The 12,648-nt window shown below is 41.9% G+C and carries 13 protein-coding genes and 1 tRNA gene; all 14 read left to right on the top strand.

The genetic code is table 11. The features are described 5' to 3' along the window. Positions 1-15: 15 nt before the first annotated feature. The 14 genes from BUA02_RS02915 to rdgB all read left to right on the top strand — a co-directional run bounded on the left by BUA02_RS02915 (position 16) and on the right by rdgB (position 12,644). The gene (locus BUA02_RS02915; protein ID WP_072700790.1) at positions 16-1,176 is read left to right on the top strand and encodes an acyl-CoA dehydrogenase; all 1,161 of its coding nucleotides are present in this window, start codon (positions 16-18) and stop codon (positions 1,174-1,176) included. 36 nt (positions 1,177-1,212) lie between these two features. Continuing rightward, positions 1,213-2,004: an electron transfer flavoprotein subunit beta/FixA family protein gene (locus BUA02_RS02910; RefSeq protein WP_071176870.1), complete on the top strand. Its 792-nt coding sequence runs from the start codon at positions 1,213-1,215 to the stop codon at positions 2,002-2,004. A gap of 28 nt (positions 2,005-2,032) precedes the next feature. After that, complete coding sequence (locus tag BUA02_RS02905; RefSeq protein ID WP_072700788.1) at positions 2,033-3,082, top strand: electron transfer flavoprotein subunit alpha/FixB family protein; 1,050 nt, start codon at positions 2,033-2,035, stop codon at positions 3,080-3,082. 90 nt (positions 3,083-3,172) lie between these two features. Then, positions 3,173-3,367 (top strand): hypothetical protein, encoded by a 195-nt coding sequence (locus BUA02_RS02900; protein ID WP_071176868.1) that lies wholly within the window; start codon positions 3,173-3,175, stop codon positions 3,365-3,367. A gap of 9 nt (positions 3,368-3,376) precedes the next feature. Further along, a complete protein-coding gene (gene mtnA / locus BUA02_RS02895) occupies positions 3,377-4,462 on the top strand; it encodes an S-methyl-5-thioribose-1-phosphate isomerase (protein ID WP_072700786.1) in 1,086 nt (361 codons plus the stop codon). 166 nt (positions 4,463-4,628) lie between these two features. Next, positions 4,629-5,633, top strand: a complete 1,005-nt coding sequence (locus BUA02_RS02890) for an energy-coupling factor ABC transporter permease (protein ID WP_072700784.1) — start codon at positions 4,629-4,631, stop codon at positions 5,631-5,633. Positions 5,634-5,648: 15 nt separating this feature from the next. After that, entirely contained in the window at positions 5,649-6,422 is a 774-nt protein-coding gene (gene cbiQ / locus BUA02_RS02885) for a cobalt ECF transporter T component CbiQ (protein WP_072700781.1), read from the top strand. Then, positions 6,419-7,165, top strand: a complete 747-nt coding sequence (locus tag BUA02_RS02880) for an energy-coupling factor ABC transporter ATP-binding protein (protein WP_072700779.1) — start codon at positions 6,419-6,421, stop codon at positions 7,163-7,165. The genes cbiQ and BUA02_RS02880 overlap by 4 nt, the downstream gene beginning before the upstream one ends. 135 nt (positions 7,166-7,300) lie before the next feature. Continuing rightward, a complete protein-coding gene (locus BUA02_RS02875; protein ID WP_071176863.1) occupies positions 7,301-8,482 on the top strand; it encodes an acetyl-CoA C-acetyltransferase in 1,182 nt (393 codons plus the stop codon). Positions 8,483-8,513: 31 nt separating this feature from the next. Next, positions 8,514-9,653 (top strand): HD domain-containing phosphohydrolase, encoded by a 1,140-nt coding sequence (locus BUA02_RS02870; RefSeq protein ID WP_072700777.1) that lies wholly within the window; start codon positions 8,514-8,516, stop codon positions 9,651-9,653. A 56-nt stretch (positions 9,654-9,709) separates the two neighbouring features. Beyond that, positions 9,710-9,783 (top strand) — tRNA-Arg (locus BUA02_RS02865). A gap of 80 nt (positions 9,784-9,863) precedes the next feature. Beyond that, positions 9,864-11,015 (top strand): THUMP domain-containing class I SAM-dependent RNA methyltransferase, encoded by a 1,152-nt coding sequence (locus tag BUA02_RS02860; protein WP_072701217.1) that lies wholly within the window; start codon positions 9,864-9,866, stop codon positions 11,013-11,015. Between the two features lie 25 nt (positions 11,016-11,040). Further along, on the top strand, positions 11,041-12,027 hold the full coding sequence (locus BUA02_RS02855) for an N-acetylmuramoyl-L-alanine amidase CwlD (protein ID WP_072700775.1): 987 nt from the start codon (positions 11,041-11,043) through the stop codon (positions 12,025-12,027). Then, the gene (rdgB, locus tag BUA02_RS02850) at positions 12,024-12,644 is read left to right on the top strand and encodes an RdgB/HAM1 family non-canonical purine NTP pyrophosphatase (RefSeq protein WP_071176860.1); all 621 of its coding nucleotides are present in this window, start codon (positions 12,024-12,026) and stop codon (positions 12,642-12,644) included. The genes BUA02_RS02855 and rdgB overlap by 4 nt, the downstream gene beginning before the upstream one ends. Positions 12,645-12,648 lie beyond the last annotated feature (4 nt).

The following is a 12,648-nucleotide window of genomic DNA, read 5'->3' as shown; positions in this document are numbered from 1 at the left end:
ATGGAGGAAAATATAATGGATTTTCAGCTTGATCAGCAACATGAAATGGCAAGAGCTCTTTTCAAAGATTTTGCAGAAAAAGAAGTAAAGCCAAACGCAATAGAGGTTGACGAGACAGAGGTATTCCCAATGGAAACCGTTAAGAAGATGCAGAAGTATGGTTTCATGGGTATTCCTATCCCTAAGGAGTATGGCGGACAGGGTTGTGACCCTCTTACATACGTTATGTGTGTAGAGGAGCTTGCAAAGGTTTGTGGTACAACAGCAGTTATCGTATCTGCTCACACATCACTTTGCTGCGATCCTATTCTTACATATGGTACAGAAGAGCAGAAGCAGAAGTACCTTGTACCTCTTGCAAAGGGCGAGAAGCTCGGTGCATTTGGTCTTACAGAGCCTATGGCTGGTACAGATGCTCAGGGCGTTCAGACAAAGGCAGTTCTTACAGAAGATGGTAAAGAGTGGGTTCTTAACGGATCTAAGTGCTTTATCACTAACGGTGAAGTTGCTGATGTTTATATCATCATCGCTTATACAGATATCGTAGAGGACAAAAAGGGCAGAAAACAGAAGAAGTTCTCAGCATTTATCGTTGAGAAGGGAACTCCTGGATTCACATTCGGTACAAAGGAAAACAAGATGGGTATCCGTGGCTCATCAACATACGAGCTTATCTTCCAGGATTGCCATATCCCAGCAGAGAACCTTCTTGGTGCTCGTGGAAAGGGATTCCCAATTGCTATGCACACTCTTGATGGCGGACGTATTGGTATCGCTGCTCAGGCTCTTGGTATTGCAGAGGGCGCTCTTGACAGAACAGTTGAGTATGTAAAGGAGAGAAAGCAGTTCGGTAGAGCTATCGGCGCTTTCCAGAATACACAGTTCCAGCTTGCTAACATGGCAACACAGTGCGAAGCTGCTAAACTTCTTGTTTATGCTGCAGCAGATGCAAAGAAGAAGAAAGATGTTTATTCTGTAGAAGCTGCTAAGGCTAAGCTTTTCGCAGCAGAAGTTGCTATGGATGTTACAACTAAGGCTGTACAGCTCCATGGTGGTTACGGTTACATCAGAGAGTACGAAGTTGAGCGTATGATGCGTGATGCTAAGATCACAGAGATCTACGAAGGAACTTCAGAAGTTCAGAGAATGGTTATCTCTGGTGCAATGTTAAAGTAATCACTTATTTTGAGAATAATAGAAGGAGACAATAAAATGAAAGTTGTAGTTTGCATTAAGCAGGTCCCTGATACAAAGGGCGGCGTTAAGTTCAAACCCGATGGAACATTGGATAGAGGTGCAATGCTTGCTATCATGAACCCTGATGACAAAGCAGGTCTTGAGGCAGCACTTAGATTAAAGGATCAGTATGGCGCAGAGGTTACAGTTCTTACTATGGGACTTCCTAAGGCTGATGCTGTTCTTAGAGAGGCTATGGCAATGGGTGCTGATAAGGCTGTTCTTGTAACAGATAGAGTACTCGGTGGTGCTGATACTTGGGCAACATCTTCAACAATTGCTGGAGCACTTAGAAATCTTGATTATGATCTCATCATCACAGGCCGTCAGGCTATCGATGGTGATACAGCTCAGGTTGGTCCTCAGATTTCTGAGCACCTTCACCTTCCTGTAATCTCATACGCAGAAGAGATTAAGGTTGATGAGAAGGCTGGAACTGTAGAAGTTAAGAGACAGTTCGAGGATAGATATCACATCGTAAAGGCTAAGATGCCTTGTCTTGTAACAGCTCTTTCAGAGCTCAACGAGCCTAGATATATGACTCCTGGCGGAATCTTTGATGCTTTCGACAAGGAAGTTACAGTTTGGGGAAGAGCAGATCTTAAGGATGTTGACGATTCTAACCTTGGTCTTAAGGGATCACCTACACAGATCGCAAAGGCTTCTGATAAGGTTAAGAAGGGTCAGGGTGAAAAGGTTACTCCTGATTCAGCTGACGAAGCAGTTCAGTATATCGTAGGTAAGCTTACAGAGAAGCACGTCATCTAAAATTTGTTTAAGAAAAAGGAGAAAAGTCATGTCTTTAGAAGAATATAAGGGTGTATTTATATTTGCTCAGCAGGTAGACAATGAGCTTTCAAGCATCGCGCTTGAGCTTCTTGGCAAGGCAAAAGATCTTGCTAATGACCTTGATGAGAAAAAAGTAACTGCTGTACTTCTTGGAAGCGATGTTAAGGGTCTTGTTGACAAGCTTGCAGAGTATGGTGCAGATAGAGTAATCGTAGTTGATGATCCAGCACTTAAGGATTACAGAACAGAGCCTTACACACACGCTCTTACATCTGTTATCAATGAGTACAAGCCAGAGATCCTCCTTGTTGGTGCTACAGCAATTGGTAGAGATCTTGGCCCTAGAGTATCATCAAGAGTACATACAGGTCTTACAGCTGACTGTACAAGTCTTGAGATTGGTGATTTCCCTCTTGAGCCATCACCAGCTAGAGAGACCAAGCACAAACAGCTCCTTATGACAAGACCTGCATTCGGCGGTAACACAATCGCTACAATCGCTTGCCCAGACTTCCGTCCTCAGATGGCTACAGTACGTCCAGGCGTTATGCAGAAGATTGATCCTATTAAGGGTGCTAAGGCTGAGGTTGTTGAGTTCAACCCAGGTTTCGAAGAGAATAACTGCTATACAGAGATCGTTAAGATCGTTAAGGAAGCTTCTTCAGTTGCTGATATCCAGGCTGCAAAGATCCTTGTATCTGGTGGTCGTGGAGTTGGTTCTGCAGAGAACTTCAAGATTCTTGATGACCTTGCTGAGGCTCTTAACGGAACAGTTTCTTGCTCACGTGCCGTTGTAGATTCAGGCTGGAAGCCAAAGGATCTTCAGGTAGGTCAGACAGGTAAGACTGTTCGTCCACAGCTCTACTTCGCAATTGGTATTTCTGGAGCAATCCAGCACGTTGCAGGTATGGAAGAGTCAGATATCATCATCGCTATCAATAAGGATGAGAACGCTCCTATCTTTGATGTAGCTGATTATGGTGTTGTTGGAGATCTTAACAAGATCGTTCCAGCTCTTACAAAGAGCATCAAGGAAGCACTTGCTTCTAAGAACTAATTTATAGAATTATTGAGGAGCTCAGGTTTTGCCTGAGCTCCTTTTTTAGTATATAATTACTAAAGTTAATTTTTAGAAAGCAGGATCAAAATGGATAAGAAGCAAAAACTACTAGACCTTATTGATAAGGCTGGCAAAGGAAGTATAGAGGCTGCAGAGAAGATTGCAGTTGGATATTATAAAGGCGATTTTGGAGAAAAAAATCTCACTAAAGCTAAGAAGTGGGCTTCATATGCTGCAAAGCACGGCAGTGAAGTGGCAGAAGAATTGATGGGGAAACTATAAGGAGCGAATATGAAAAGCATTTTAGATTACGAGACGGTTGCACTTGTAGATGAGGATGATGCCATTGAGATCATAGATCAGACTCTTTTACCAGGTACTATTGAGATTATAAGACTTCATACAGGCAAAGAGATATGGGATGCTATATATCTTTTACAGGTAAGGGGCGCACCAGCTATCGGAGTCACTGCCGGATTTGGACTGTATCTTCTTATGAAGCATTCAGAAGCTGCCAGCTATGAAGAATTTATGGCAGAGCTTAAGGAAAAGAGTGATTATCTCAATTCTTCAAGACCAACAGCTGTTAATCTTTCATGGGCTCTTAAGCGTATGGAAAGCCATGTAGTTGAGTTTACAGGAGCCGGTAAGTCTTTTGACCTATCAAAAACTGTAGAAGAGATGCGTGCAGAATCTGAGAGGATCAAGTCTGAGGATATCGATGTTTGCAGACGCATTGGTGAAAATGGCTTAACGCTCATAAAGGATGGCTATGGACTTTTGACACATTGCAACGCTGGCCAGCTTGCTACCTGCAAGTATGGAACTGCTACAGCGCCTATGTATCTTGCTCATGAAAAGGGCATGAATATCAAGGTATACTGCGATGAGACAAGGCCTCTTTTACAGGGAGCAAGACTTACCGCATTTGAGCTTCATTCTGCCGGAATAGACACAACTCTTTTATGCGATAACATGTCTGCTTCACTTATGAAGACAGGGGCTATAAATGCTATATTTGTAGGCTGTGACAGAGTTGCGGCTAATGGTGATGCTGCCAACAAGATTGGTACAAGCGTTGTTGCAACTGTGGCTAAGAGATATGGAATACCTTTCTATGTATGCGCACCAACTTCAACTATCGATATTAACACCAAGACTGGCGATGATATTAATATTGAGCAGCGTAAACCTGAGGAAGTCACAGAGATGTGGTACAAAGAGCGCATGGCTCCAGAGGGCGTTAAGGTATATAACCCTGCCTTTGATGTCACAGATAATGAACTGATCACAGGAATCGTAACTGAGTATGGAGTTCTCAAGGCACCATATGACGTTGCAATCAGGAAACTTTTTGAAGAACATAAAAATCGCTAAATTTATAACCCCCTAGGGGGCTTGTGAGCCTTGTTTTTCTTGAATTATACTCATTATGTTGCCAAGGTGTATTTTGTTCATATCCAGACAAATATACACATAAACTTATATAGCGCGCATATGAGTTTCGAAAACAAGAATTTGAGTACCATGGGGGTAAAGAATTATGCATATGGCAGATGCGTTGGTTGCACCAGCAGTTGCGGGCACCATGTATGTTTTATCAACAGGAACAGCAGGTCTTTCTGTTAAAAAAGTAAGAGAAGAAAATGACCCAAAGAAGATTCCGGTAATGGGAGTTATGGGAGCCTTTGTATTTGCAACACAGATGCTCAACTTCACAATTCCTGGAACAGGTTCTTCAGGACATCTTTGCGGAGGAATGATGCTTTCAGCAATGCTTGGACCTTTCGCTGGATTCCTTACTATGATCGGAGTATTACTGGTACAGTGCCTCTTATTTGCAGATGGAGGATTACTGGCTTTAGGATGTAATATATGGAATATGGCCTTTTACGGGTGCTTTGTTGGAGCGCTTCTGATATGGAAGCCATTCATGAAAAAAGGCGCCTCAAGGGCAAAGATAATCGCAGCATCAATTATAGGATGCGTGCTGACACTTCAGATGGGAGCTTTCTCAGTTACTATTGAGACTCTTTTATCAGGTATAACAGAACTTCCATTCTCAGTATTTGTAGCTACTATGCAGCCGATTCACCTGGCTATTGGATTCGTTGAGGGACTTATTACAGCTGCAGTGCTTGTTTTTGTATATGAGGCTAGACCAGAACTGTTATGGGGCCTTGGTGAAGAGACAACAGCCAGAGAAGGAAAGTTATCATTCAAGAATACTATTATTGTTATTGCAGTACTTGCAGCAATCTGCGGCGGCATCGTTTCACTCTTTGCTTCAGCTTTCCCAGATGGACTTGAGTGGTCTATGGAACAGGTTGCCGGAACATCAGAATTAGAGGTAACTGGCGGAGCTTATGAAACAGCAGCAGATATTCAGGAAACAACATCACTTCTTCCTGATTATGCATTTTCTAATAGTGAGTCTGTACTCGGCACAAGCTTTTCTGGTATAGTAGGAGCAATAGTAGTTGTCCTTATTACCGTAGGAGCATGCTATGCGTTCAAGTTCTTTAAGAAAAAAGAGGCTTCGAACTAATAGCTGATTTATTAAATGAGTTCTATTGAAAAGAATTTAAATGAACTAAGTAAAATTCAAGAAATGCAGCAGCGTTCTCATTGGATGAATGAACTTCATCCTTTGGGAAAGCTGCTTGTTAGCGTTTTATACATAGTTTTAGTGGCATCTATTAACAAGTATGATATCGTTACACTGATCCTTATGTCAGTGTATCTTGTGTTTATATTTGTGATAGGTGACCTGTCTTTTAGGGATGGGATATACCGAATGAGGCTGGTTTTGCCTCTAGTAATATTTGTTGGTATATTCAATCCTTTTTTTGATAAAACAGTTCTTTTCTATATTGGTAAAATTGGAATAACTACTGGAATGCTTTCTATGCTCACCCTTGTAATAAAGGGGGTGTATACTGTGCTTGCAGCATATTCTCTTATAATAACAACCTCTATCGATGACATCTGCTATGCGTTTGGATGTATAAAAATGCCTAAGATAATGATATTAGTCATAATGCTGATATACAGATATTTTGGAGTTATGGCAGAGGAGGCTGGAAGGATAACAACGGCCTATAGCCTGAGAGCTCCATCACAAAAAGGTATCCACTATAGCGCCTGGGGAACTCTTGTGGGTCAGTGGCTGCTTCGCAGTATGGACAGAGCAGAACGAGTATATGAAAGTATGCTTCTTAGAGGCTTTAAAGGGGATTTTAACACAGTCAAAAAGAAGGTTAAGAAAACAGACATTATCTTTCCTGTTGTATGGATTGTAATCTTTATTTTGATCAGGTGGAGAGTTATTTTATGAAGACTGGTATACACGGAGAACTGTTAAAAATTGAAAACTTAAGTTTTACCTATGAGGATGGAAATAATGTGCTTCAGGATATAAGCCTGACGGCAAGAGATGGTGAGAGCATAGGCATTATAGGAGCAAATGGAATCGGCAAGTCAACTCTTATGAAGATATTAGTGGGGCTTAAGCTTGATTACACAGGTAAGCTCACAGTAGCGGGCCATGAAGTCAATAAAAAGAACTTAAATCATATCAGAGAGCATGTGGGATTTGTTTTTCAAGACTCTGATAGTCAGCTCTTTTTGTCTAAAGTAGAAGATGACGTAGCTTTCGGTCCTCGTAATTATGGGCTTTCTGAGGACGAGGTCCAAAGAAGAGTTACTGAAGCTCTTGAGAAGGTACATGCTACACATATTAGAGATAAGCACACCTATAAGCTTTCTGGCGGCGAAAAAAAGCTTTCCTCTATAGCTACGATCCTTTCCATGGAACCTGATATCATCATCATGGATGAACCTTCTATCGCCCTTGATCCTAGGAACAGAAGAAATCTGATAGGTATACTTAATGAACTAGATGTTCTTAAGATCATTACCTCTCATGACCTTGATTTCATCATGGATACCTGCAAGAGGACGATTCTTTTGGATGAAGGCCGCATTATTGCTGATGGGGATACTAATACGATATTGCGTGATAAAGAACTTCTGGAAACTCATGGTCTAGAGCTTCCGCTCAGTTTAAATACTCGATAATTATATTCAATAAAACGATAAAAAATATGTAAAATCATTGAGCCTATGGGCTAGTAATGGTAGAATAAAAGTGGTATGAGGTCATAGTGGGCTCTACCACTTCTTTTAATTCACAAAAACGGAGGATAACATAATATGGCAAGAAAAGTAGTTTTGGCCGGAGCTTGTAGAACAGCTATCGGAACAATGGGCGGAACATTATCAACAACACCAGCACCAGCTCTTGGAGCAATCGTTGTTAAGGAGGCTCTTAAGAGAGCGGGCGTTAAACCAGAGCAGGTTGATGAAGTATACATGGGATGTGTAATCCAGGCAGGACTTGGACAGAACCCAGCTAGACAGGCAGCTATCAATGCAGGTATTCCTGTAGAGGTACCAGCAACAACTATCAACGTACTTTGCGGATCAGGACTTCACTGCGTAAACCTTGCTGCTAAGCTCATTGGAATGGGCGATGCAGATATCATCGTAGCAGGTGGTATGGAGAATATGTCAATGGCTCCTTATCTCATGCAGCAGGGCCGTTATGGATACAGAATGGGATCAGGCGAGCTTCAGGATGCTATGATCAAGGATGCTCTTACGGATGCATTTGGCGGATATCACATGGGTATTACAGCTGAGAACATTGCTGAGCAGTGGCACCTTACAAGAGAGCAGCTTGATGAGTTTGCTGCCTGGTCACAGAACAAGGCTGAAAAGGCTATTGCAGAAGGTAAGTTCAAAGAAGAAATCGTACCTGTAGAGATCAAGACCAAGAAAGGTACTATCGTATTTGATACAGATGAGGGACCAAGAAAGGGCGTTACTGCTGAAGGTATCTCACATCTTAAGCCAGCATTCAAGAAAGATGGCGGCGTAGTTACAGCAGCTAACTCTTCAGGAATCAATGATGCAGCTTCTGCGATCATCGTTATGAGTGAAGAGAAGGCAAAAGAGCTCGGAGTTAAGCCTTTAGGAACATGGATCGCTGGTGAGCTTGCAGGTGTTGAGCCTAGCATCATGGGTATCGGACCAGTAGCTGCTACACAGAAGGTTATGAAGAAGGCAGGATATTCAATCGGTGACTTCGAACTTATAGAAGCAAATGAGGCTTTTGCTGCACAGTCAGTTGCTGTTCAGCATGACCTTGGATTTAGCAATGATGTACTCAATGTAAACGGTGGCGCTATCGCTCTTGGACATCCAGTAGGATGCTCAGGAAATAGAATCCTTGTTTCACTTCTTTACGAGATGCAGAGACGTGACGCACACAAGGGTCTTGCTACTCTTTGCGTAGGCGGCGGAATGGGATGTGCTGCGATAGTAGAGCGCTAATACTTCACTACTTCTTTTGACGGAGGTATGTATGGCAGATCGCTATATTCTTGTTGTTGATGATAATGAAATCAACAGAGGCATTCTGGCAGAGATATTCAAAGAAAAATATAATATCCTTGAGGCTGGAAATGGCATAGAAGCAATCAAGATGATGGAAGAAAACGAAGGCAAGCTTGCTGCTATCCTTCTTGATATTGTAATGCCAGAAATGGACGGCTACGCTGTTTTGGAGGCTATGACAGAAAAGGATAATTTAAATGAGACTATCCCTGTACTTATGATCACAGCAGATACTTCTACTGAGGCTGAGAGAAACAGTTATCAGAAGGGCGCTGCTGATGTTATACATAAGCCTTTTGATCCTGTTATCGTTGATAGACGAGTATCTAGAACTATAGAGCTCTATGATCACAAGAATAATCTTGAAATTCAAGTAGATGATCAGACCAGAGTCCTCAAGAAGCAGTATTTGTATCTTAAAAAGCAGGAAGAAAAATTGCAGTCCAGCAATGAGAAGGTTATAGACACTATTGCTACGATTGTTGAATTCAGAAGTATGGAATCAGGATACCACCTAAAGCGTATCAAGGGCTTTGTGCGTATCCTGGCTCTTACTGCTATGAACAATTATCCGGATCTTGGACTGACACCGCATATTATAGACGTCATGACTCAGGCTTCTGCTATGCACGATATAGGTAAGATAGCAGTTCCGGATTCGATTCTTCTAAAGCCTGGAAGACTTACATCTGAAGAGTTCGAGGTTATGAAATCTCACACAACACGAGGATGTGAGATCATTGAAAGGTTAAAAGACATTCAGGAAAAAGAGTACTATGAGATGTGTCTTGATATCTGCAGGCATCACCATGAGAGATGGGATGGCGGCGGTTATCCTGATGGACTTAGGGGAAAAGAAAATTCTATAGCAGCTCAGCTTACAGCAATCTCTGACGTTTACGACGCCTTAGTGAGTGATAGGGTATATAAGTCTGCATATCCTTTGGATAAAGCCTTTGAGATGATCAAGGATGGAGAATGCGGCGTATTTTCACCTGAAGTACTGGCATGCTTTGAATTTGCAAGACCTGACATGGAAGCTCTTGTAAACCAGACCAAAGCCGAGGAAGCGGCAGAAAATGGTGGCTATTCACCTTATGAGAATTAATTGTTGACAAAGATATTTGCCGCGAATATAATATAACATGTTGTCGCAAGACATGAGTGCGTGTAGCTCAGCTGGATAGAGCGTCTGGCTACGGACCAGAAGGTCGTGGGTTCGAATCCTGTCACGCACATTAGAATGGATGCATCTGGTTTCAGATGCATCCTTTTTTTCTATAAAAAAAAGAATGGATATTGTATAATTTAATCTATGATGAAAAAAATTGAATTAATTGCTCCATGCCATTTCGGTCTTGAAGCAGTACTGAAAAAAGAAATAATCGATCTGGGATATGATATTACTGAGGTTTCGGACGGCAGGATCTCTTTTGCTGGAGATGCTGATGCTGTATGCCGCGCCAATATCGGACTTAGAACAGCTGAGAGAATTCTTATCAAGGTAGGAAGCTTCCATGCTGAGACCTTTGAGGAACTCTATCAGGGTACTAAGGCTCTTCCATGGGAAGAATTTATTCCCGAGAGAGGAAAATTCTGGGTAAAAAAGGCTTCTAGTGTCAAAAGTAAGCTCTTTAGTCCATCAGATATCCAGTCCATCATGAAAAAAGCCATCGTCGAGAAAATGAAACAGAGCTATCACACAGACTGGTTCAAGGAAGACGCTGAAGATTATCCTATCAGAGTTTTTCTTTTGAAGGACGAAGTTACTGTAGCTCTTGATACAACTGGAGATTCACTGCACAAGAGAGGCTATCGTAGACTTGAGTCTAAGGCTCCTATAGCTGAGAACCTTGCTGCAGCACTTATTATGCTGACACCATGGCACGGAGACAGGATACTTGTGGATCCTTTTTGTGGTAGTGGTACATTCCCTATTGAGGCTGCCATGATGGCTGCTAATATTGCACCAGGTATGAATAGACACTTTACAGCTGAGACTTGGAAGCATCTCATCACTCCTCAGAACTGGGCGGATGTCCGTGATGAGGCAAGAGACGAGATCATTACTGATGTTGAGACAGATATTCAAGGCTATGACCTTGATCCTGAGATGGTCGAGATTGCAAGGATCAATGCCAAGAAAGCTGGAGTAGATCATCTTATCCATTTCCAGGCAAGGGACATTGCAGATCTTAGCCACAGGAAAAAGTATGGCTTTATCATTACCAATCCACCGTATGGTGAGAGAATTGGTGATCAGAAGGAGCTTCCAGCTCTTTATAAGACTATTGGAGAGAGATACAAGGCTCTTGATTCATGGTCTATGTACCTTATTACCGGCTTTGAGCAGGCAGAGAAATATATTGGTAAAAAAGCTGATAAAAACAGAAAGATCTATAACGGCATGATCAGGACCTATTTTTATCAGTACATGGGACCAAAGCCACCAAAGAGAACAAGTAACTAATTGCAACTTATGATAGGATCAGATAATGAATAATTCGGAAATGAAAAAGATGGCGATCAGAACAGCCGTCTTTGGGGTAGTTTCTATTGCTGTGATGCTGCAAAGATCAGCAACCAAGCATATTATGATCACAGATGCTGCAGGAACTCATGTGGATAGAGGAAATGCTGAGGATTCCTACAACATTCTCATAGATAGGAATGTTACGGATAGTCAATCTGGCAAGCTCATTATTCCGCTTGCTAAGACTGTCAGCTCTGATGATATCATTCTTGAAGATAAATATATCGATCACGAACTCAAGATCTACATTGAGAGCCGCGAAGAAGGGTTTTACCTTGATAACGCGGTTCTGACGGATCTTGATATCTTAGAAAGCGCTGTTTGCTATGCTGAGAATGACACGGGAAGCGTTTGTCTGGATTTTAAATTTGACGGTTTATACGCAAATGCCAGCTCTCTCACAGAAAACAGCACTATAGAAGTTTCTTTTGCAAAACCAAAAGATATGTATGAAAATATAGTAGTTGTGGACTGTGAAAGTGAGGGGGCAGGAAATAGTCAGGCCCTGCTTGATATGTCCCTTGCTGTACGCGGTATTGCAACAACAGACGATGACAATAATATCAAGTTTTATTACACGAGACTTTCTGATGATGAAGCTGATATTGAGAAAAGATGCGCTCTTATAAAGGATAGCGGGGCGGATTTTGTTGTGGAGCTTAAGCTTGGCGGAAAGGGTGTATCGTCTTTTTACAACGGGCAGTATTTCCTGAGAGACTTTAATAACGCCGAATTTGCCAACATCCTTGAAAAAAACTGTGCATATAAGTTAGGAGCTTCAGCTGAAGGCGTGTTTGAGGATGACGGAAGCGATCAGGTCCTTTGCTGTACAAAAGTTCCAGCAGCCAGAGTAGAAATAAGCAAAGAGTACTCCGGCGCTGATGATAGTAAAAAAATAGCTGAGGGAGTGTATCAGGCAATCCTGGAGGCTTTTGAGGAGAAAAAATGAGAATAGTATTTGCTACTGGAAACAAGAACAAAATGATTGAGATCCGCGAGATATTAGGAGATCTTGGAGTAGAGATCCTTTCCATGAAGGAAGCAGGAGTAGAAGGTGATGTAGAGGAAAACGGCACAACATTTGCTGAGAATTCTCTTATCAAGTCTAAGGCGGTATATGAAGAACTCAAGGCAAAAGAACCAGAAAAGGCAGCAGAAACTATAGTTCTTGCAGATGATTCTGGACTTGAGATCGATTATCTTAACAAAGAACCTGGAATCTATTCAGCTAGATATATGGGAAAAGATACATCATATACAGAAAAGAACAACAATCTCATTGAAAGATTAAATGGTGTTCCTGATGAAAAGCGTACAGCCAGGTTTGTTTGCGCTATATCAGCTTTTTTACCTGATGGAAGCAGTCTCTCAACACTTGGTACCATTGAGGGCAGAATAGGCTATGAAATAGCCGGAGAAAACGGTTTTGGATATGATCCTATTTTCTATTTGCCTGAATATGGAAAGACCAGTGCAGAGATCTCTCCGGAGGAGAAGAATGCCATCAGCCACAGAGGTAAGGCACTTAGGGAGATGGAGAAACTTCTGAGGGAAAAGATATCATAAAAGG

Source organism: Butyrivibrio hungatei DSM 14810 (genome assembly GCF_900143205.1).
Taxonomy (GTDB): Bacteria; Bacillota; Clostridia; order Lachnospirales; family Lachnospiraceae; genus Butyrivibrio; species Butyrivibrio hungatei.
This window is presented reverse-complemented; position numbering and strand designations above follow the sequence as displayed.